At 71.1% G+C, this 21,830-nt stretch carries 18 protein-coding genes; 15 read left to right on the top strand and 3 right to left on the bottom strand.

The annotated features are described in order from the left end of the window. The first annotated feature begins 220 nt into the window (after positions 1-220). Both ACFVW8_RS31015 and ACFVW8_RS31010 read left to right on the top strand, forming a co-directional pair. Positions 221-1,702: an alkaline phosphatase PhoX gene (locus tag ACFVW8_RS31015; RefSeq protein WP_389695842.1), complete on the top strand. Its 1,482-nt coding sequence runs from the start codon at positions 221-223 to the stop codon at positions 1,700-1,702. Between the two features lie 284 nt (positions 1,703-1,986). After that, a complete protein-coding gene (locus ACFVW8_RS31010) occupies positions 1,987-2,217 on the top strand; it encodes a hypothetical protein (protein ID WP_037711258.1) in 231 nt (76 codons plus the stop codon). A gap of 104 nt (positions 2,218-2,321) precedes the next feature. Here the strand turns inward: ACFVW8_RS31010 and ACFVW8_RS31005 are convergent, their stop codons facing one another. Beyond that, positions 2,322-3,524, bottom strand: a complete 1,203-nt coding sequence (locus tag ACFVW8_RS31005; RefSeq protein WP_389695839.1) for a TerD family protein — start codon at positions 3,522-3,524, stop codon at positions 2,322-2,324. A 98-nt stretch (positions 3,525-3,622) separates the two neighbouring features. Then, positions 3,623-4,432, bottom strand: a complete 810-nt coding sequence (locus ACFVW8_RS31000) for an NAD-dependent epimerase/dehydratase family protein (protein WP_389695837.1) — start codon at positions 4,430-4,432, stop codon at positions 3,623-3,625. 639 nt (positions 4,433-5,071) lie between these two features. Between ACFVW8_RS31000 and ACFVW8_RS30995 the strand changes: the two genes are divergently transcribed. Continuing rightward, positions 5,072-6,046 carry a 5-dehydro-4-deoxyglucarate dehydratase gene (locus ACFVW8_RS30995; RefSeq protein WP_389695835.1) on the top strand — a complete coding sequence of 325 codons (975 nt, stop codon included), beginning with the start codon at positions 5,072-5,074 and terminating at the stop codon, positions 6,044-6,046. Then, the gene (locus ACFVW8_RS30990) at positions 6,043-7,221 is read left to right on the top strand and encodes a hypothetical protein (RefSeq protein ID WP_389695833.1); all 1,179 of its coding nucleotides are present in this window, start codon (positions 6,043-6,045) and stop codon (positions 7,219-7,221) included. The genes ACFVW8_RS30995 and ACFVW8_RS30990 overlap by 4 nt, the downstream gene beginning before the upstream one ends. Here ACFVW8_RS30990 and ACFVW8_RS30985 read toward each other — a convergent pair. After that, on the bottom strand, positions 7,204-8,421 hold the full coding sequence (locus ACFVW8_RS30985) for an MFS transporter (RefSeq protein WP_389695844.1): 1,218 nt from the start codon (positions 8,419-8,421) through the stop codon (positions 7,204-7,206). The two genes, ACFVW8_RS30990 and ACFVW8_RS30985, sit on opposite strands and share 18 nt — an antisense overlap. Positions 8,422-8,686: 265 nt before the next feature. Between ACFVW8_RS30985 and ACFVW8_RS30980 the strand changes: the two genes are divergently transcribed. The 11 genes from ACFVW8_RS30980 (at position 8,687) to ACFVW8_RS30930 (ending at position 21,812) form a co-directional block, all read left to right on the top strand. Continuing rightward, positions 8,687-9,343, top strand: a complete 657-nt coding sequence (locus ACFVW8_RS30980; protein WP_363068584.1) for a GntR family transcriptional regulator — start codon at positions 8,687-8,689, stop codon at positions 9,341-9,343. A gap of 32 nt (positions 9,344-9,375) precedes the next feature. Then, on the top strand, positions 9,376-10,278 hold the full coding sequence (locus ACFVW8_RS30975) for a dihydrodipicolinate synthase family protein (protein ID WP_389695830.1): 903 nt from the start codon (positions 9,376-9,378) through the stop codon (positions 10,276-10,278). Next, positions 10,275-12,011: an L-arabinonate dehydratase gene (araD, locus tag ACFVW8_RS30970; protein ID WP_389695828.1), complete on the top strand. Its 1,737-nt coding sequence runs from the start codon at positions 10,275-10,277 to the stop codon at positions 12,009-12,011. Before ACFVW8_RS30975 ends, araD begins: the two co-directional genes overlap by 4 nt. 184 nt (positions 12,012-12,195) lie before the next feature. Continuing rightward, on the top strand, positions 12,196-13,125 hold the full coding sequence (locus ACFVW8_RS30965) for a carbohydrate ABC transporter permease (RefSeq protein WP_389695826.1): 930 nt from the start codon (positions 12,196-12,198) through the stop codon (positions 13,123-13,125). Continuing rightward, on the top strand, positions 13,122-14,042 hold the full coding sequence (locus tag ACFVW8_RS30960) for a carbohydrate ABC transporter permease (protein ID WP_389695824.1): 921 nt from the start codon (positions 13,122-13,124) through the stop codon (positions 14,040-14,042). Before ACFVW8_RS30965 ends, ACFVW8_RS30960 begins: the two co-directional genes overlap by 4 nt. A 5-nt stretch (positions 14,043-14,047) precedes the next feature. Continuing rightward, on the top strand, positions 14,048-15,223 hold the full coding sequence (locus tag ACFVW8_RS30955) for a Gfo/Idh/MocA family protein (RefSeq protein WP_389695822.1): 1,176 nt from the start codon (positions 14,048-14,050) through the stop codon (positions 15,221-15,223). Then, positions 15,220-16,047 (top strand): PmoA family protein, encoded by an 828-nt coding sequence (locus ACFVW8_RS30950; protein WP_389695818.1) that lies wholly within the window; start codon positions 15,220-15,222, stop codon positions 16,045-16,047. Before ACFVW8_RS30955 ends, ACFVW8_RS30950 begins: the two co-directional genes overlap by 4 nt. Continuing rightward, positions 16,044-17,600 carry a family 43 glycosylhydrolase gene (locus tag ACFVW8_RS30945; RefSeq protein WP_389695816.1) on the top strand — a complete coding sequence of 519 codons (1,557 nt, stop codon included), beginning with the start codon at positions 16,044-16,046 and terminating at the stop codon, positions 17,598-17,600. Before ACFVW8_RS30950 ends, ACFVW8_RS30945 begins: the two co-directional genes overlap by 4 nt. A 61-nt stretch (positions 17,601-17,661) precedes the next feature. Beyond that, the gene (locus ACFVW8_RS30940; RefSeq protein WP_389695814.1) at positions 17,662-18,996 is read left to right on the top strand and encodes an ABC transporter substrate-binding protein; all 1,335 of its coding nucleotides are present in this window, start codon (positions 17,662-17,664) and stop codon (positions 18,994-18,996) included. A 256-nt stretch (positions 18,997-19,252) separates the two neighbouring features. Continuing rightward, positions 19,253-20,596, top strand: coding sequence for a polysaccharide lyase family 1 protein (locus ACFVW8_RS30935; protein ID WP_389695812.1), 1,344 nt, complete (start codon positions 19,253-19,255; stop codon positions 20,594-20,596). A 103-nt stretch (positions 20,597-20,699) separates the two neighbouring features. Continuing rightward, positions 20,700-21,812 (top strand): pectinesterase family protein, encoded by a 1,113-nt coding sequence (locus tag ACFVW8_RS30930; protein WP_389695810.1) that lies wholly within the window; start codon positions 20,700-20,702, stop codon positions 21,810-21,812. The last annotated feature ends 18 nt before the right edge of the window (positions 21,813-21,830 follow it).

The following is a 21,830-nucleotide window of genomic DNA, read 5'->3' as shown; positions in this document are numbered from 1 at the left end:
CTCGGGGGCGGCGGCTTTTTTGTTTACCTTCCTGTTCCTGGACGCCACCGTGCCGGGATGGGGCAGTGGCGCGGGGGGGGGGGGGCGGGGGGGCGCCCCACCCGCCGGGGAAGTTCACGGAAGGCATTCCCTCGAAGTCGTCCGTAGTTCAACTGGTGTTGGCGCAGGGGCGGGACGGTGATCCCGCCAACGACCGCCCCAGCTGCACCAGGAGTACGTGATGGCCTTCACGCGCAGGGAATTCACCAGACAGTCCGCCCTCACCGGTGCCGGCGTCGCCCTCACCGGAACCGTCGCCGCGCTGGCCACCGCGCCCGGCGCCCTCGCCGCCGGGGACTCCAAGCACGGCCACGACGGCCACGGCAACGGTCACGACGGACACGGTGACCACGGGCACAGCCACGAGCCCGGCTACGGGGCGCTGCTCCCCGATCCGAAGGGCATACTGGCGCTGCCCGCCGGATTCTCGTACAGGATCGTCACCCACAGCGGTGTCACCAAGCTGGAGAGCGGCGAGTACACCCCCTCCAACCACGACGGCACGGCCGCCTTCGAGGGCGCGCGCGGCGTCACCCTGCTGGTGAACAACCACGAGCTGGCCGGTGTCCGCGCCGACTGGGAGCACCCCGTCCCGCTCACCGACGGTCTCGTCTACGACGCGGTCGCGGCCGGCGGCTGCACCGTTGTGGAGACCCGCCGCGACGGCCGCACCGCCGAGTGGGTCGGCATCGCCGGGACCTCCACCAACTGCGCGGGCGGCGCCACCCCGTGGGACACCTGGATCACCTGCGAGGAGACCGAGGACAAGGCCGGTACGAACGGTCTGCTCAAGGACCACGGCTACGCCTTCGAGGTCGACCCCTACGACCACCGCGCCAACCGCGCCCCCCGCCCCGTCAAGGCGTTCGGCCGGTACGCCCACGAGGCCGTCGTCATCGACCCCAAGCAGGGCCACGCCTACCTCACCGAGGACGCCGCCGGCCCCAACGGGCTCCTCTACCGCTGGGTCCCGCCGCACGGCTTCAGGCACGGCCGCGGCAAGCTGCGCACGCTCGCCGACGACGCCGGGGTCCTCCAGGCCGCCAAGTGCTTCGACCGCGGCGGCAGGTTCGTCGACGACCTCTCGCGCGCCACGAAGATCGGCACGGTCTACGGCGTGGACTGGGCCGAGGTCCCCGACCGCGACGCGAAGACCGTTTCGGTGCGCAAGCAGTTCGGCGACAAGGACGTCACCCGCGCCCGCAAGCTCGAAGGCATGTGGTGGGGCGACGGCGGCGCCTACATCGTCTCCTCCTTCGCCCGTGACGAGAGCCCGGTCCAGCACGACGGCCAGGTCTGGTTCTACGACCCGAAGCGCCGCACACTGACGCTGAAGGTGCTTCTCGGCGTCAACGCCGACCCCTCCGTGGACGGAGCCTTCGACGGACCGGACAACATCACCGTCTCGCCGTACGGCGGCCTGGTGATCGCCGAGGACGGCGAGGGCGTCCAGCACCTCTTCGGAGCCACCGAGAGCGGCCGCACCTACCCCATCGCACGCAACGAGCTGAACGCCGGGACGGAGGAGGAGCCGGAGTACAGCGAGTTCACCGGGGTCACGTTCTCGCCCGACGGCAAGACGCTCTACGCCAACATCCAGACGCCGGGGATCATGCTGGCCATCACCGGCCCGTGGAAGCGTCAGCCGCGACGCGGGCAGTAATTCGTACGAGTGGTCCGGGCCGGTCCGTGCCGGTGTCCCCCGGGAGGGGGCGCCGGCCCGCAGCCGGCCTCCGGCGCACCGGAGCGGGCGCGCCTTGTCGGAAAGGGATAAGCGCCACACCTACGGGGGTCGCGCGGGCAGCGTGCTTCGGCGTGGAGCCCTTGCCGGAAGCGGGGCGGGAGGCCTGCCGGCCACGGAATCGCTGATTACGAATCCGGCATCAGTGGGGCTCCAGGAGCGGTCGGGCATGGCGTCGGGCGTCCCCAGGGCGCATACTCAAGGTAATGAAACAGTCAGCCGGATCCCGGCGTCACCTGCCTTCCAGTCCCTTCAACCGCCCGGCCCAGGCGGCCCCACCGGTCGAATTGTTCGATGTGGGCGACAGGGTGTCGCACGACCAGTTCGGACTCGGCCGAGTCCTTGCTGTCGAGGGCGACAACGACGCAGTGCTCATCGACTTCTCGGGGCGACAGGGGAGGATCCTGAGCCCGTACTCCAAGCTGACCAAGCTCTGAGAGAAGCGACGAGCACGCGCAGCGTCCGCCGTTTCTCCTCTGCCGACGGCCTTCAGGGGCACCCGCGACCAGCCGGGTGCCCCTGAAGCCGTATCCCGGTGGCGCTAGAGCGACTGTGCGGCGGGCTTGACCATGCCGCGGACGGTGCGCGACTTCACGAAGTCACCGACGGCGGTCATCTCCCACTCGCCGGAGAACTGCTTGATCAGCTTGGCCATGATCACGCCGGTCTGCGGCTCGGCGCCCGTCAGGTCGAAGCGGACCAGCTCGTCGCCGGTGGCCGCGTCGATCAGCCGGCAGTAGGCCTTGGCCACCTCGGTGAACTTCTGGCCGGTGAACGAGTTGACCGTGAAGACGAGACCGGTCGCCTCCGGGGGGATCCGGCCCAGATCGACGACGATCACCTCGTCGTCCCCGGCGCCCTCGCCCGTGAGGTTGTCGCCGGAGTGCTTGATGGCGCCGTTCAGGATGGAGAGCTTGCCGAAGTAGCAGCTGTCCAGGTGGTTGCGGTCGGGGCCGTAGGCGATCACCGACGCGTCCAGGTCGATGTCCTTGCCCCGGAACGCGGGCTCCCAGCCGAGGCCCATCTTGACCTGGGAGAGCAGCGGCCGGCCGCCCTTGACCAGCGACACCGTCTGGTTCTTCTGCAGGCTGACACGGCCCTTGTCCAGGTTGATCCGGCCGGAGGCCGGGGGTGCCGGCGGGGCCGGCGGAGCGGCCGGCGCCGCAGGTGCGGCGATCCGCGGGTCCACCGGGGCGGCGGCGGGTGCCGGGGGCGCCACCGGTGCGGGGGCGGCGGCGGGCTCCTCCTCGACCGAGACGCCGAAGTCGGTGGCGATGCCCGCCAGCCCGTTGGCGTAGCCCTGGCCGACCGCGCGGGCCTTCCAGGCCCCGCCCCTGCGGTACACCTCGATGACCACGAGCGCGGTCTCGGCGCCCAGCTGGGGCGGGGTGAAGGTGGCCAGCGCACTGCCGTCGTCCGCGTTGCGCACGGTGGCGGTCGGCTCGACGCCCTGGAAGGTCTGACCCGCTCCGTCCGGGCTCGCGGTGACGACGATCTTCTCGATGCCGGGCGGCACGGCAGCGGTGTCCACCACGATCGCGTCGGGCGTGGTGCCTCCGCCGGAGCGGTAGGTCACACCGGGGCCCGTGGGCTGGTTGTAGAAGATGAAGTCGTCGTCGGAGCGCACCTTGCCGTCGACGGTGAGCAGCAGGCCCGAAACGTCGAGCCGCACCGGGGCGGCGACGTCCACCGCCACGCGGGAGGCGGAGAGAGGGATGTTCGAGCCGGGTGTCATAGCGGTCATGCACGAGGTAACGAATGACCCGGCTTTGCCGTTCCCTTACCTTCGCACCGTTTCACCCGTCCGGTTATATGGGCTCATTCCGGCATTCCGTACCGCGCTCAGTACGGCCAGATCGGCGGGTTGGTGCAGAAGTGGCCGCCGAGGTGGGCGTGGTCCGGATTGTCCGGGTCGAGTTCGCCCTGTTCGGCGATGAGCTTCGCCGCGTACGGCTCCGAGTCGTCCTGGGGGTCGTAGCCGATCGAGCGAGCCGAGGCCAGGTCCCACCACAGCCGGGTGTTGTCGGACGAGCCGTGGATGACGGTGTGCCCGACGTTCTCGGCGGTGAGTGCGGCGTCGAAGAGCCGGGCGCCGTCCGAGGGGCTCATCCAGACGGAGAGCATCCGTACGGATGTCGGCTCCGGGAAGCAGGAGCCGATGCGCACGGAGACGGTCTCCAGGCCGTGCCGGTCCCAGTACAGCTGGGCCAGGTCCTCGCCGAAGGACTTGGAGAGGCCGTAGAAGGTGTCCGGCCGGCGCGGGGTGTCGATCCCGATCAGCGGGTCGCCGGGCAGCGGGCGGGGGGTGAATCCGACGGCGTGGTTGGAGGAGGCGAAGACGATCCGCCGCACGCCCTCCGCGAGCGCGGCCTCGTAGAGGTTGTACGTGCCCTCGATGTTCGCCCGGAGAATCTTGTCGAACGAGGCTTCCAGCGAGATGCCCGCAAGGTGGATGATCGCGTCGACGCCCCGCACGGCTTCGCGCAGGGCCTCCTTGTCGCCGAGGTCGGCGGTGATCGCGTCCGGCTCGCCCTCGACGGGCACCAGGTCGAAGAGGCGGAGCTCGTAGCCGTGGGCGGGCAGCAGTCCGCGCATCAGGGTGCCGAGGCCCCCGGCGGCGCCGGTGAGCAGGACTGTACGGGGGGCGGGCATACGCGGATCTCCTCGGGAGGGGGCGGCCGGGCTCGGGTGGGGTTCACATGCGTGGACAAGTTATGGAGCGGTGTGGGGTTGCGTCAAGGGGGGTTGCCCTGGTCCGGGGCGCGGGGTTCCGTCCTCAATCGCCGGACGGGCTTGGTCTGTGGGTGGGGGCCCGGGGTCCCTCCGGGGCGTCTCCTCGAACGACGAACGTGCGGCCGGAACGGACAGGCACCCGGGTATCTGTCCGTCGTCCTGCGGGGACTCCCCTGCACGCCCCCGGGCCCGGCCGTCCCGCGTCTGCGACATTCGCAATACGGGCGTGCAGGCGCGAGCGATGCAGGGGTGGGGACGTGCAGGGGAGTCCCCGCAGGAAATGGCGTACGACCCGGGTTCCTCTCGGACCCGGGTAAACACGCCATTTTTGAGGAGACGCCCCGGAGGGGCACCACCCCCCACCCACCGCACAGAGCGCACCCCGCGGGGCACCCGCACAAAACCAAGCCCGTCCGGCGATTGAGGACGGACCCCCGCACCCCGGGCCCCCGCACCCCACCTTGACCCACGCAGAGCCGCTGCCTTAGCGTAAGGAGTGTTCATAAATATGGACGCCGATCAGAATTGTGCACGCCTGAACCTGCTCAGGGAGCGCCCGTGACCTCAGCCCCACTTGCCGCCCGACTCACCGCTGTCGCCGGGCCGCTCTTCTTCCCCGTCACCGCCTACGGACCCGACGGTTCCGTCGACCTCGATGCCTTCCGCGCGCATGTGCGCAAGGGGGTCGACGCAGGGGCGGCGGCTGTCTTCGCCTGCTGCGGCACGGGTGAGTTCCATGCCCTGACACCACAGGAGTTCGGCCTCGTCGTCGCCGCGGCCGTCGAGGAGACCGCCGGTCAGGTGCCGGTCGTCGCGGGCGCCGGATACGGCACCGCCCTCGCGGTCCAGTTCGCGAAGATCGCCGAGGAGGCGGGCGCCGACGGACTCCTCGCCATGCCTCCGTACCTGGTCCACGCCGACCAGGAGGGGCTGCTGGCCCACTACACGGCGCTCGCCGCCGCCACCGGTCTGGAGACGATCGTCTACCAGCGCGACAACGCCGTCTTCACCCCGCAGACCGTCGTCGCCCTGGCGCAGACGCCGGGCGTCATCGGCCTCAAGGACGGCTACGGCGACCTCGACCTGATGCAGCGCATCGTCAGTGCCGTCCGCACCGGGCTGCCCGGCCGGGACTTCCTGTACTTCAACGGGCTGCCCACCGCCGAGCTCACCGGCCTCGCCTACCGGGGCATCGGCGTCACGCTCTACTCCTCCGCGGTCTTCGCCTTCGCGCCCGATATCGCGCTGGCCTTCTACCGCGCACTGGAAGCGGGCGACGACGACCTCGTCAACGCGCTGCTCGACCACTTCTACCGCCCGCTCGTCGAACTGCGGGCCAAGGGCCGCGGTTACGCCGTCTCGCTGGTCAAGGCGGCGGTCCGGCTTCAGGGCCTGGACGTCGGCGAGGTGCGGAGCCCGCTCACCGAGCCGCCGGCCGCGCACATCAAGGAGCTCACCGAGATCATCGCGAGCGGCCGCGCGCTGCTGGAGCGGAACGGCTCCGCGGCCGCCGGCACCGGGGAGCGCGGGTGAGGACCTCCGCCTTCCTCTACCCCTGGGACGTCGTCGGGGACCCGGACGCGGCCGCCCGTGTCGCGGGCCTCGGCGTCCAGCAGGTGACGCTCGCCTCCGCGTACCACTCCACCCGGGCGCTGACCCCGCGCCACCCCGGCCGCCGCATCGTCACGGCCGAGCACGCCGCGGTGCTCTACCCGCCGGACCCCGCCCGGTGGGCGGGGCGCGGGCTGCGGCCCCACGCGCAGTCCTGGGTGGCATCGGACGACCCCTATGCCGAGGCCGCGGAGGCACTGGCCGGCGCGGGTCTCCAGGTGCACAGCTGGGTGGTCCTCGCGCACAGCTCCCGGCTGGGCTCCGAGCATCCGGACACCTCCGTGGTCAACGCTTACGGTGACCGGTACCCATGGGCTCCGTGCATCGCACAGCCCGCCGTCCGCGGCTATCTGGTGGATCTGGCGGCGGAGGCCGCGGTGCGCGGCGGTACGCACGGCACCGAGCTGGAGTCCTGCGGCTGGTACGGCTTCGCGCATCTGCACGCCCACGACAAGATCGCGGGCGTGGGTCTCGGTGACGCGGCGCAGTACCTGATGTCGCTCTGCTTCTGCCCCGACTGCAGGACCGGGTACGCAGGTCAGGGACTGGACGCCGACGAGCTGAGCCGCACGGTACGCCGGGCGCTGGAGCCGGCCTGGTCCGGTCCCGGCGCCCCGGAGGCCGGCTGGTCCGCAGTGGAGAAGCTGCTCGGCGCGGACACTGCCGCCGCCACACTCCAGTGGCGCACCCAAGTGGCCCGCGGGCTCCAGGAGTCGGCGGTCGCCGCCGTGCGTGCGGCCGCCGCACCGGACTTCCAGGTGCTGCTGCACGCCGACCCCGCGCCGTACCGCTCCGGCGCGAACGTGGGCGTCGACCCGGAGCACATCCTGTCCGTGGCGGACGGGGTGGTGCTGCCGTGCACCGGAGCCGATGCGGCGCGCGAGGTCGTGCTCGGTCCGTTCGCCGGCCGCGAGGGCGTTCTCGCGGCCAACCTCACCGTGGTGAGCGGGATGGGCGGCAGCCCGGGCACGCTGGAGCGCGATGCCGAGCACGCGGCCTCGCTCGGCGCGAACCAACTGCGGCTGTACCACGCCGGGCTGGCCTCGGGACCGGACCTCGAAGCCGTCACCGGAGCGCTCTCACGCCTCGGCCGATGAGGAACGCGGGCCGGCGGAGGTGTGTGCCGGCCGGCCCGCGACCAGTACCGCAGCGGCGCTCAGCGCCACCGCGCCCACCAGCGGCAGCAGCACCTGTACGTCCACCAGGGCGACCAGACCCGCGCCCAGCGCCAGGGCCACCGCGTTGGGCGCGAACATCAGCGTGTTGGCGGTCGCGGACGTGCGCCCCAGCAGTGCGTCCGGTGTCTCCCGCTGCACCGCCGTCATCGCGGCGATCAGCACACACGGCAGACCGGCCCCGATCAGTCCGCACGCCACCAGCGCCGCCGCGTCGTACGGCACCGCGCGCAGCCCCGTCGCCACACCGAACACGGCGATCCCCGCCGCCGTGAACACCCGTTCCGGCAGCCTCCGCATCAGCGGCCCGGCCAGCAGCCCGATGATGACGGACCCGACCCCCTGCACCGCGGAGAGCACACCCGCGTACGCGGGGGAGTGGCCGAGTGTCCGGTCCACGACGGCGTACAGCGTCGCCCCGTTGAGCCCGGCGCACAGCATCGTGACCGATCCGGCGAGCACCAGTGGCCGCAGCACCGGCGACCCCCACACCTGCCGCATCCCGGCGGCCCCTCCGCCCTCCCCGGCCGCCGCAGGGTCCGCTCCGCGCACCCGCAGCAGTCCGTAGAGCGCGGCGGCCAGCGCGAAGGACACCGCGTCCAGCAGGGCCACCGACGCGCCCCCGCAGCGGGTGTAGAGCGCCGCGCCGGTGAGCGGGGCGACCAGCTTCATGCCCTCGTTCGCCATCATCCGCAGGCCGTTGAAGTCGCCCAGCAGACGGGTGTCCACGGCCTGCGCGACCAGGGCCGACTCGGCCGAGTCCATCAGGACGTAGCTGGTCCCGTAGACCAGGAGTACCGCGAAGAGGATCCAGACCCGAGCCGGCGAATCCACCGCGGTCAGGGTGGTCAGCAGCAGCGCCATGACGATGTTCGACCAGACCAGCAGTGGCTTTCTCGGCAGTCGGTCGGCCACCGCCCCGAGAGCCGGCCCGAAGAGCACGGGCAGCCAGACGGTGAAGAGCGCGAGCGCCGCCAGACTGTCCGAGCCGGTCAGTGACTTCACCCAGATCCCCGCCGCCAGTGACATCGCCGAGCTGCCGAATCCGGAGACGACGATCGCCGCGAGGAACAGCCCCGCCGTCCGGTCCCGCACTACCCGCCCTGTCGCCGACCCCGCCATCGCGCCCACCGAACCTCCCTGACCTGCGCCTGGTTAGGCAATCAGGCTGGCCGGTAAGGCCGTTGCCGGGCATCGGGAAGATGCCGTAGGAGACCCGGCGGGAGCGGACCGGCGCCGAGATCGGTGTACGGCACACGTCGTAGTCCGGTGAAGTTCTTCTGTCAGAAGCGTTGACGAAACATTCACGGCGCCTCTAGCTTCATCGCGTCGTACTTCGTACGTCATATATGAGACGCGATACGCGAGATGTGAGAGCCCTTCACCCATGACCTTTGCGCCCACCCCGATTCCGTCCCGCACCCAGTACGTGCTGGAGGCGATCAAGCACGCGATCCTGACGGCGCAGCTGAGACCAGGGCAGGCGCTCGTCGAGACGGAGCTCGCCGCGCAGTTCGGGGTATCCAAGACCCCCGTCCGGGAGGCGCTCAAGACCCTCGCCGGTACCGGACTAGTCGTCATGAGCCAGTACAAGGGCGCGATCGTCCGGCTGGTCGACGCGACCATGGCCAGGGAGGTGTACGACGTGCGGCTGCTCCTCGAACCGGAGGCGCTGCGACGCTCCATCACCCGCAAGGCTTCGCTCGACGAGGCCCAGGAGGCCCTGGAGCGCGCCGACTCGGCCGGTGACAAGGCGGACAGGTCGCTCGCCAACCGGGACTTCCACCGGGCGCTCTACCTGCCCTGCGGCAACCCGCTGCTGGCGCGGATGCTCGACGAGGTCCGCGACCAGGCGGCCCTCGTGTCGACCGTGGCCTGGGCGACCATCCCGTCCTGGGAGCGGGAGGCGGCCGAGCACCGGGAGATCCTGCGGCTCGCGCTCGCCGACGACGCGGACGCGGCGGCCGGGGCCCTGCACGACCACATCGCGTCGTTCGTCCGCCGCGCGTTCCCCGACGACGAAGACGGGGACGGCGCGGCGTGAACCACCAGCACACCGACGAAAGGCCTGTCCGCATGGACCTCACACCGCTGAAGGCGGCCCTCGCAGACGTCGTGGCGATCCCGGTGACCCCGTTCGCCGCGGACGGCACCATCGACACGGCGGCGCACCGCGCCCTGCTGCGCAGGCTGCTCGACGGCGGGGTACGCATCCTCACCCCGAACGGCAACACCGGGGAGTTCTACGCGCTCACCCCCGATGAGCGGCGCACCGTCACCGAGCTGACCGTCGACGAGGCGGGCGGCCGCGCCACGATCCTCGTCGGGGTCGGGCACGACGTGCCGACCGCCGTCGCCGCGGCCGAGCACGCCAGGGACGCCGGGGCCGAGATGGTGATGGTCCACCAGCCCGTCCACCCGTACGTCTCGCAGGACGGCTGGGTCGACTACCACCGGGCCATCGCCGGGGCCGTCCCGGGACTCGGCGTCGTGCCCTACATCCGCAACCCGCACCTCGGCGGGGATGCGCTGGCCGCACTCGCGGATGCCTGCCCCAACGTCATCGGCGTCAAGTACGCCGTCCCGGACGCAGCCCGCTTCGCCGCCTTCGCCCGGGACGCGGGTCTGGAACGGTTCGTCTGGATCGCCGGCCTCGCCGAGCTGTACGCCCCCTCGTACTTCTCCGCGGGCGCCACCGGATTCACCTCAGGGCTCGTCAACGTCGCCCCGGGTGTCTCGCTGGCCATGCTGGAGGCGCTGCGGGCCGGCGACCACCCGGCCGCGATGAAGGTCTGGGAGCAGATCCGGCGTTTCGAGGAGCTGCGCGCCGACCGGCAGTCCGCCAACAACGTGACGGTCGTCAAGGAGGCACTGGCCTCGCTCGGCCTGTGCGGCCGCGAGGTGCGCCCGCCCAGCCGGGTGCTGCCCGAGGCGCAGCGCGCCGAGGTCGCCGACCAGGTCGCGGGGTGGTCCATATGACCGGCCCGGCCGGCCGCGTCGGCTCCGATGAGCTGCGCAGCCACCAGTGGTACGGCACGGACGGGCTGCGCTCCTTCAGCCACCGCGCCCGCACCCGCCAGCTCGGCTACCTGCCCGAGGAGCACCTCGGCAAGCCGGTCATCGCGATCCTCAACACCTGGTCCGACATCAACCCCTGCCACGTCCATCTGCGCGACCGCGCGCAGGCCGTGAAGCGGGGTGTCTGGCAGGCGGGCGGCTTCCCGCTCGAATTCCCCGTCTCCACCCTCTCGGAGACGTTCCAGAAGCCGACCCCGATGCTCTACCGCAACATGCTCGCGATGGAGACGGAGGAACTGCTGCGCTCCTACCCCGTCGACGGGGCGGTGCTGCTGGGCGGCTGCGACAAGTCGACGCCCGCGCTGCTGATGGGCGCGGCCTCCGTCGACCTGCCGGCGGTCTTCGTGCCGGCCGGTCCGATGCTGCCGGGGCACTGGCGCAACGAGGTCCTCGGCTCCGGCACCGACATGTGGAAGTACTGGGACGACAAGCGGGCCGGACTCATCGGCGACTGCGAGATGGCCGAACTGGAGAACGGGCTCGCCCGCTCGCCCGGCCACTGCATGACGATGGGCACGGCGTCCACCCTGACCGCGGCGGCCGAGGCGCTCGGCGTCACCGTGCCGGGCGCCTCCTCCATCCCGGCCGTCGACTCCGGTCATGACCGGATGGCCGCGCAGTCGGGGCTCGCGATCGTCGAACTGGTGTGGCAGCAGCGCAAGCTGTCGGACATCCTCACCGCGGAAGCGTACGAGGACGCCGTGGCCACGGTCCTCGCGCTCGGCGGCTCCACCAACGCCGTCATCCATCTGATCGCCATGGCGGGCCGATCCGGCGTCAAGCTCACCCTCGACGACTTCGACCGCATCGCCCGCACCGTCCCGGTGCTGGCCAATCTGCGCCCCGGCGGGAAGTACCTCATGGAGGACTTCCACTTCGCGGGCGGGCTGCCCGGCTTCCTGGCCCGGCTCACCGACGTACTGCACCTGGACCGGCCCACCGTCGCGCACGACACCCTGCGCGCCCAGCTCGACGGCGCGCTCGTGCACAACAGTGACGTCATCCGGGAACGCGACAACCCGCTCGCCGACGAGGGCGGGGTGGCGGTGCTGCGCGGCAATCTCTGCCCGGACGGCGCGGTCATCAAGCACATCGCCGCCGAACCGCATCTGCTGCGCCACACCGGCCCCGCGGTCGTCTTCGACGACTACAAGGAGATGCAGCGCACCATCAACGACCCGGCCCTGGCCCTCACTCCGGACCATGTGCTGGTGCTCCGCAACGCCGGACCCAAGGGCGGCCCGGGCATGCCCGAGTACGGCATGCTGCCGATCCCCGACTACCTGCTGAAGCAGGGCGTACGCGACATGGTGCGGCTCTCCGACGCCCGGATGAGCGGCACCAGTTACGGGGCCTGCGTGCTGCACATCGCACCCGAGTCCTATGTCGGCGGGCCGCTCGCCCTCGTCCGCACCGGTGACCCGATCACCCTGGACGTCGAGGCGCGTCTGCTCCATCTCGACGTGACCGAGGAGGAGCTGGAGCGGCGCAGGGCCGAATGGACACCGCCGGCCAACCGGTACGAGCGCGGTTACGGGGCGCTCTACCAGGACCAGATCACCCAGGCCGACACCGGCTGCGACTTCGCCTTCCTGGCCCGGCCGGGAGAAGTGCCCGACCCGTACGCCGGCTGAACGACCCGACCGGAGCTCCGCGCACCGCTCTGTTCGGCAGGCCGAACGCCATGCGGCAAGCGCTTGCGCACTACACGCATCGCACCACCGAGCACCACTCGGCACCACTCGGCGCCACCGAGCTCGCCACGTGCCACCCAGCACCAACCCGCACCCCCAGTACCTGAGAGAACGGAGACGTGTCATGGCCCAAGCCGCCGCTGTGGCCACACCGCCCAAGGTGCCCAAGCGCCGCTCCGCGAGCCCCCGCAGGCTGCCGTATCTGCTGATCGCCCCCGCGGGGCTGCTGATGCTGGGGTTCATCGCCTACCCGGTGATCAGCGTCTTCTACTACAGCCTGCAGAACTACAACGTCACCAAGCCGTGGCGGAACGGCTTCGCGGGCTTCGACAACTTCACCCGGATCTTCACCGAGGACGACCAGTTCTGGTCCACGCTGGGCTTCAGCGCCCAGTGGGTCGTCACCCAGGTCGCGCTCCAGCTCACCCTCGGCCTCGCGCTCGCCCTGATCGTCAACCAGACCTTCATCGGCCGCGGCATCTCCCGCGCCATGGTCTTCTCGCCGTGGGCCGTCTCCGGCGTACTGACCAGCACCATCTGGATCCTGCTCTACAACTCCTCGACCGGCTTCAGCCGTTACCTCGCCGACGCGGGGATCGGCGACTACGGCACCTCCGTGCTCTCCGACACCGGAACCGTCTTCTGGGCCGCGACCGTCGCCGAACTCTGGCGCGGAGTGCCCTTCTTCGCCATCCTCATCCTCGCCGACCTGCAGTCCGTCTCCAAGGAGCTGTACGAGGCGGCATCCGTCGACGGCGCCGGCCGGCTGCGCCAGTTCTTCCACATCACGCTCCCGCACCTGCGGGACGCGATCATCCTCGCCACCCTGCTGCGCGGCGTCTGGGAGTTCAACAACGTCGACCTGCTCTACACCCTCACCGGGGGCGGGCCCGCGGGTGAGACCACCACCCTGCCGCTCTACGTCGCCAACACCGGCATCGAGGGCCACGACTTCGGGTACGCCTCCGCGCTCACCACCGTCGCCTTCGTGATCCTCCTCTTCTGCTCGATCGTCTATCTGCGCCTGAGCAAGTTCGGAGGCGACCACAAGTGACTGCCGCACTGGCCGAGAAGAACGGCACCGAATCCGCGCACCCGCCCGCGCCGCACAACCGCCCGCCCACCGCGCACCGGCGCCGCAAGCCAGGACGTGAGCGCGCCTTCGACGATGTGCCGCGCTGGCAGATCTACGTACCGCTCGGCATCTACCTGGTCTTCACCCTCATCCCGTTCTACTGGATGCTCCTGTTCGCGGTGCGCCCCGCCGGGTCCACCTCGCTGGTGCCGTGGCCGATGACCGGGGAGCACTTCTCCAAGGTCTGGAACGAGCGAAGCTTCGCGGTCTTCTTCCAGAACAGCATGATCGTCGGCGTCTGCACCCTGGTCGCCACCACGCTGGTGGCCCTGGCCGGCGGCTACGCGCTGGCCAGGTTCAACTTCAAGATCAAGAGCGCCTTCATGCTGGCGCTGCTCTGCTCGCAGTTCATCCCCGGCGCGCTGATGCTCGTACCGCTCTTCGAGATCTTCAAGAACCTCCAGATGATCAACTCCCTGGGGAGCGTGGTCATCGCCGAGACGGTCTTCCAGTTGCCGCTCTCCATCATCCTGATCAGCGGATTCATCAAGAACGTGCCCGTCTCGCTGGAGGAGGCCGCCTGGGTGGACGGCTGCTCGCGCTTCCGTGCCTTCTGCGCGGTGGTGCTGCCGCTGCTGCGGCCCGGGCTGATCGCGGTCGGCTCGTTCGCCTTCGTGCACAGCTGGAACCACTTCCTGTTCGCCCTGATGTTCCTCAGCGAGCAGGACAAGCAGACGATCCCGGTGGGCCTGAACACCCTCATCGGCGCGGACAGCGTCGACCTGGGGGCGCTCGCCGCGGGCGGTGTGATCGCCGCGGTCCCCGTGGTGATCGTCTTCGCCTTCATCCAGAAGTGGCTGATCACCGGCTTCAGCGCCGGCGCAGTGAAGGGGTGACGGACATGTCGTCGCTGCCCACCACCACGCCCGTCCCGATTGTCCTCGCGGGCGCCCGGGGCCACGGTCGCTGGCACCTCGCCAACATCCGCCGTCTCCAGGACCTGGGCGTCGTCCGGCTCGCCGGGGTCTGCGAGCTGCACCCGCTCGACGCGGTCGAACTCGCCGACTTCGCGAGGGAACTCCCGGAGCAGGGTGCCGACTTCGGCGCGCTCCTGGATTCCACCGGCGCCCGCGCCGCCGTCATCTGCACCCCCATCCAGACCCATACCGAACTGGCCCTCACCGCCGCCGGACGCGGTGTCCACCTCCTCCTGGAGAAGCCTCCCGCCGCGACCCTCGCCGACTTCGAACGGATTCTGGCCGGGGTACGGAACGCCTCCGTCGCCTGCCAGGTGGGCTTCCAGTCCTTCGGCTCGCACGCCGTGCCCGCCATCCGTGAACTCGTCCGCGACGGCGCCATCGGCACGGTCCGCGGCTACGGGGCCGCGGGTGCCTGGGTCCGCGACGACGCCTACTACCGGCGGGCGCCCTGGGCCGGACGGCGAAGGATCGGCGGCACCGACGTGGTCGACGGGGTGCTGACCAACCCGCTCGCCCACGCCGTCGCCACCGCCCTGGAACTCGCCGACAGCGGCACGGCGCAGGACATCGCCTCAGTCGAGACCGAGCTCTTCCGCGCCCACGACATCGAGGCCGACGACACCTCCTGCGCACGCCTCACCACCACGTCCGGACTGCCGGTCACCGTCGCCGTCACCCTCTGCGCCGAACAGGCCGGCGAACCCTATGTGATCGTCCACGGCGACCGCGGCCGGATCACCTTCTGGTACAAGCAGGACCGGGTCCTCGTCCAGCGCGCGGGACACGGCCCCGAGGAGACGGTGCACGACCGGACCGACCTCCTGGAGAACCTCGTCGACCACCTGACGCACGGCACCGCGCTGCTGGTACCGCCGCACCGCACCGGCGCGTTCATGCGGGTCGTCGAAGCCGTACGGACCGCCCCCGAGCCGCTCGCCCTGCCCTCCGACGCCTGGCGCACCGCCCTCACCGGCGGCGGAACCCGCCGGGTCGTGCGCGGCATCGACGCGGCCGTAGCGGCGGGCGCCGACACCCTCACGCTCTTCTCCGAACTCGGCGTCCCCTGGGCGCTCCCCACAGAGGTGAGTTCATCGTGACGACCACCGCTCTCCTGAGCTGCGCCGGCCGCCCGGTCGGCCGCTACACCTACCTCCCCGCCCCCGACGGCCGCCCCTACCTGCACCCGGTGACCACCCTCGGCGGCACTCCGGTCACCGAGGAGCACCCGGCCGACCACCTGCACCACCTGGGCACCTCCGTCGCCGTTCCGGACGTGGCGGGGCACAACTTCTGGGGCGGTCGCACCTTCGTCCGCGACCAGGGCCCCACCGCGCTCGACAACCACGGGGTCCAGCGCCATCTCGGCTGGAAGCTCCGCGACCCGGACGGCTTCGTCGAGGAGCTCAGCTGGGAGGCCGACGACACCGAGCTCCTGCGGGAGCACCGCACGGTCGCCACCGCCGAACTCTCCGACACCGCGTGGGCGCTGGACTTCTCCTTCTCGCTCACCAACCGCGGCACATCGGACCTCTCGATCGGCAGCCCCGCCACCAACGGCAGACCGGGCGCCGGATACGGCGGCTTCTTCTGGCGCGCGCCCAAGGAGCCCTCGGCACCCGCCGTGTTCAGCGGCCTCGGGGACGGCGAGGAGGCGGTGCACGGACGCGCCGCCGACTGGGTCGCGATGAGCGGCGACGGCTGGACCCTGGTGTTCGCGGGGGCGACCGAGGAGACCCGGCAGGACCCCTGGTTCGTGCGGACCACCGAGTACCCGGGCGTCGGCTCCTCCCTCGCCGCCGCCCACCGGCTGCCCGTCCCCGCCGGCGCCACCGTCGTACGCCGGGTCGTCACCGTCATCGCCGACGGCCGCCTCGACCGGGCGACGGCCGCCGCCTACGTCCGCCGGGCGGTGACCGCGTGAGCACCGCCCGGGACAGCCGCCCCTGGACCGCGGACCTGGGCGACGGCACGTACCGCAACCCGGTGCTGAACGCCGACTGGTCCGACCCCGACGTGGTGCGCGTCGGCGACGACTTCTACCTCACCGCCTCCAGCTTCGGCCGGGTCCCCGGACTGCCGTTGCTGCACTCGCGCGACCTGGTGAACTGGTCCCTCATCGGCCATGCCCTGGACCGCCTCGAACCCGCCGCCGACTTCGCCGTGCCGCGCCACGACTGCGGGGTGTGGGCGCCGTCGCTGCGGCACCACGCCGGACGGTTCTGGATCTTCTGGGGCGACCCCGATCACGGCATCCAGCAGATCAGCGCCGAGGACATCCGCGGCCCGTGGAGCGCGCCTCATCTGGTGAAGGCGGGCAAGGGACTGATCGACGCCTGTCCGCTGTGGGACGAGGAGACCGGCGAGGCGTACCTCGTGCACGCCTGGGCCAAATCCCGTTCCGGCATCAAGAACCGGCTCACCGGCCACCGGATGAGCCCGGACGGCCGGGAGCTGCTCGACGAGGGCAGGACCCTCATCGACGCCGACACGATCCCCGGCTGGTTCACCCTGGAGGGCCCCAAGCTCTACCGGCACGAAGCCGAGTTCTGGATCCTCGCCCCGGCCGGCGGGGTGGCGACGGGCTGGCAGGGCGCGTTCCGCTCGCGTGGCTTCTTCGGACCGTACGAGGAGCGTGTCGTCCTCGCCCAGGGCGCTACCGGGGTCAACGGTCCGCACCAGGGCGGCTGGGTCCGCACCGCTGCGGGCGAGGACTGGTTCCTGCACTTCCAGGAGCGCGGCGCGTACGGGCGGGTGGTCCACCTCCAGCCGATGCGCTGGGACGCCGAGGACGGCGGCTGGCCGGTCATCGGCGACGCGGGCGAACCCGTCCCCGTACACCCGAAGCCGGCTGCGCCGCGTCAGCGGCCCGAGGCACCGGCCAGCAGCGACAGCTTCCCCGGCGGCCGGTACGGCAGGCAGTGGCAGTGGACCGCCAACCCCCGCCCCGGCTGGACCGTCGAGCACGGCGGTGACGGGCTGCGGCTCAGCTGCGTGCGGACCGCGTACGCACACGATCTGCGGGCTCTGCCCCATGTGCTGGTCCAGCGGCTGCCCGCCGAGACGTTCACCGCCGAGGTCGAGGTCGCCCTGGGCAGCGAGGTGCCGGGTGCCAACGCGGGTCTCGCCGTGCTCGGGGACGCGTTCAGCTGGATCGGCCTGGAGCGGGCCGGGGACGGGGACGTCCGGCTCGTGCACCGCTACGCGGAGGCGGTCGCCGAACACGAACGGGACGCCGAGCACAGCAGGGCGGCTCCCGAGGGACGGGCCCGGCTGCGGATCGAGACAGCACCGGGAGCCCGCTGCCGCTTCTTCGCCGACACCGGGGACGGGGCAGGCTTCCGGCCATCGGGCCAGGTCTTCGCCGCGACACCGTGGCGCTGGGTCGGCGCCCTGCTGGGGCTGTTCGCCACCGCACCCACCGGGACGGGGCCGGCCGGGACGGCCTGCTTCACCGGATTCCGCACCACCGCCTGACCGTACGAAGCCCCCCACGCAACGAACCGTCACACGGACAACCGACAGAGAAGAGCCGACCATGAAGATCTCGAAGACGCAGCGGGGGCGTGCCGCGGCAGCGGTGTCCGTCGCGGCGGTGCTCGCGCTGACCGCCACCGCCTGCGGTGACGACGGCAGCGACAGCGGAACCGAGGGCAGTGGCAAGGGCAGCATCACCTTCTGGGACAACAACGGCGGTCCGCGCACCGCCGTCTGGACCGAGATCATCAAGGATTTCGAGAAGGAGAACCCGGACATCAAGGTCAAGTACGTGCCGATCCCGATCGCCGACGTGCAGTCCAAGTACGACACGGCCATCGCGGGCGGCGGGCTGCCCGACGTGGGTGGTGTGGGCACCGCCTACCTGGCCAACATGGTCTCGCAGGAGGCACTCGACCCGCTCACCGACCGGATCAAGGACTCCTCGCTGAAGGGCAAGCTCGTCGAGGGCATGGTCGAGAGCGTCAAGGACGCGGGCGGCCGGGGCGACGACATGTACTCGGTGCCGACCTCCGCGAACAACGGTGCGACCTGGTACCGCACCGACCTGTTCAAGGCCGCGGGCCTCGAAGCACCCACCACCTGGGCCGACTTCTACAAGGCGGCCGACAAGCTCACCGACAGCAAGAACAACAAGTTCGGCTACACCATCCGCGGCGGCGCCGGCTCCATCGCCCAGGCCTTCGACGCGGTGTACGGCCAGTCCGGCATCACGGAGTTCTGGAAGGGCGACAAGACCACCCTCAACGACCCGAAGAACGTCGCGGCGCTGGAGAAGTACGCCGCGCTCTACAAGAAGTCGACGCCCGCCGCCGACGTCAACAACGACTTCACCAAGATGGTCGCCCAGTGGGACACCGGCACCATCGGGATGCTCAGCCACAACCTGGGCTCCTACCAGGACCACCTGAAGGCGCTGGGCAAGGAGAAGTTCGCCGGTATCCCCAACCCGATCGGGGACGGCGGCACCCGGGTGCAGGTGTCCAACCCGGTCGACGGTCTCGGCCTGTTCCGGTCGAGCAAGAACAAGACGGCCGCCTGGAAGTTCATCGAGTTCGCCGCCTCGCACAAGTCGAACAGCAAGTGGAACGAGTCCGCGGGCGCCATCCCGGCCAACACCGAGGCCGCCAAGGACCCGTGGATCAGTGCGACCGAGCCGACCGAGCTCGCCGCGAAGGCCCTCACCGACGGCTCGACCAAGATCGTGCAGCTGCCGTACTACCTGCCCGACTGGAACAACATCAGCAAGGCGGACAACGAGCCGGAGTTCCAGAAGCTGCTGCTCGGCAAGGTCACGGCCAAGGCCTTCCTGGACAAGATCGCCGACGAGCTGAACAAGGCCCAGAAGGAGTGGAAGGAGATCGGCAACGGCTGAGCCGCCCGCCGGCAGGCCGACACCCCGGTGACCGGGGGCCCCGGCGGCGGTGCGGGTCATCTCCCGCCGCCGGCTCCTCCCCTCCCGTAACCCCGTACCGCAGCTACGTCTCGCACGTATCCGTACGTCCCACGAGAGACAGCTCCACCGTGTCACCCGCCCGCAGACGCACCGCTGCCGCGCTTCCCCTGGGGCGTGTCCCACAGCCCCACAGCACGACTCCGTCACCCACCGACCCACTCCCGAAGGATCCGCCATGCCCGCACGCATGTGTCATGCTCGCGCCATTGTTCTCGTGATGGGCTGCGCGTCACTGGCCCTCGCCGTCTCCGTGCCCGCCCAGGCCACCGGGCACCACCCCGCTCCCCGCCACAACAACGGCATCGAGCGTGCCGTCCTCCCCAAGGGCGACGGCTGGGCCGCCGCCGAGGGCTCCACCACCGGCGGCGCCGCCGCGACCCCGGATCACATCTACACCGTGAGCAACCGGGCCGAACTCGTCGCCGCCTTCGAGGACGCGGGAGACGCACCGAAGATCATCAGAATCGACGGCACCGTCCACGGGAACTCCGACGCCGACGGCACCCCGATCGGCTGTGAGGAGTACGAGAGCGACGGCTACACCCTGGACAAGTACCTCGCCGCCTACGACCCGGCCACCTGGGGCCGCGAGGAGGTCCCGTCCGGCCCCATGGAGGATGCCCGGCTCGCCTCCGCCAAGCTGCAGAAGGCGGCCGTGAACGTCTACGTCCCCTCCAACACCACACTGATCGGAGTCGGCAGGGACGCCACGGTCGTCGGCGCCAGTCTCCAGATCCAGGACGTCTCCAACGTCATCGTCCGCAACATCGCGTTCGAGGACACCTACGACTGCTTCCCCCAGTGGGACCCCACCGACGGTGACACCGGGCACTGGAACTCCGAGTACGACAACCTCGTCGTCTACGGCTCCGACCACGTCTGGGTCGACCACAACACCTTCAGCGACGGGGACCACCCCGACGCGGACCAGCCCCGCTACTTCGACGAGCTGTACCAGCAGCACGACGGGCTCTTCGACATCGTCAAGGGAGCCGACCTGGTCACCGCCTCCTGGAACGTCCTCAAGGACCACGACAAGACCATGCTCATCGGCAACAGCGACGGCGCCGGCGACACCGACCGGGGCAAGCTCCGGGTCACGCTGCACCACAACCTCTTCAAGGACCTGAACGAGCGCGCCCCCCGGGTCCGCTTCGGACAGGTCGACTCCTACAACAACCACTTCGTCGCCACCAGGGGCAGCGTCTACGGCTACTCGTACGGCATCGGCGCGGAGTCCCGTCTCGTCGCCGAGCACAACGCGTTCACCCTGGCCGGCGAGTTCGACCAGGCGAAGATCCTCAAGAAGTGGTCCGAGTCCTCGCTGACCGCCGCGGACAACTACGTCAACGGCCGCCGGACCGACCTCGTAGCCGTCCACAACGCGGGCGTCCCCGAGGAGCAGCTCACCGAGGGCGCCGGCTGGACACCGGCCCTGCGCACCGGGGTCGTCCACCCGCTGCTCGTCCCGCTGCTCGTGGACCTCAAGGCGGGCGTGGGCCGGATCCCCGGCGCCTGACCACTGACCGCCCCTCACCGGACACCCTCCCCGCCGGTGCCCCTTCGGCACCGGCGGGGCCCCCGTCGTGCCCGCCGCCCAAGGAAGTAAGGAAGTACCGCCCATGCCCAGCAGACGCAGTGCCCTGGCCCTGCTCGCGGGCGGCAGCGCCGCCCTCGCTCTCACAGCGGCCCCCGCCGCGCACGCCCACGGCCGGCCCGGCGCACCCCGCCCCTTCGGACGTTACGGCTCACCGTCCCGCCGCCTCGACCCCGCGACGCTGTACGTCGACGCCCACGGCCGGGGCGACCACACCGGCGTGCAGGCCGCCGTGGACGCGGCGGCCGGCAGCGGCCGGACCCTGGTGATCGCCCCGGGCACCTACCGCGAGACGGTCGACATCCCGGCCGACCGGACGGGCCTCACCCTCATCGGGGCGAGCGACGCCCCGCACGACACCGTCATCGTGTACGCCAACGCCAACGGGACGCCGCTGCCGGACGGTTCGGGTACGTACGGCACCAGCGGATCCGCCACCGTCACCGCCCGGCCCGCCGGACTCACCGCACACGGGCTGACCTTCGCCAACGACTGGCTGCGCGCCGACCACCCCGGCTGGACCGGTACCCAGGCCGTCGCCATCAAGGTGCAGGGCGACCGTTCGGCGTTCTACGGCTGCCGCTTCCTGGGACACCAGGACACCCTGTACGCCGACTCCGCCGCCCTCACCGACTTCGCGCGCCAGTACTACCGGGACTGCTACGTCGAAGGAGACGTCGACTTCGTCTTCGGCCGCGCCACCGCCGTCCTGGACCGCTGTCACTTCCGCACCCTGACCCGCACCGACCTGGCGGCCCCGCCCTACGGTTTCGTCTTCGCGCCCAGCACCGCCGGCGCCAACCCGCACGGCTACCTGGTGCAGCGCTCCCGCGTCACCAGTGCCGCGCCGGACGGGTACTTCAAGCTGGCCCGCCCCTGGGTGCCCTCGTCCGACCTCACCGCACACCCCATGCTGACCGTGCGCGAGTGCCGGCTCGGCGCGGGGATCGACACGGACGAGCCGTACGGAACCATGGCCGCGGGCTTCCCCTGGCAGGAGCAGCGTTTCGCCGAGTACCGCAACACGGGACCGGGCGCGCGCGTCACGGTACCCGCCAACCGCCCCCGGCTGACCGCGTCCGAGGCGCGCCTGCACACCCCGGCCGACTGGTTCGGCGACTGGCATCCGCGCGGGTGAGGAGCCGCCACCGAGGGG

This window comes from Streptomyces sp. NPDC058221, from assembly GCF_042882365.1.
Lineage (GTDB): Bacteria > Actinomycetota > Actinomycetes > Streptomycetales > Streptomycetaceae > Streptomyces.
The sequence above is the reverse complement of the archived record's forward strand: the minus strand, read 5'-3'. Positions and strand labels throughout refer to the sequence as shown.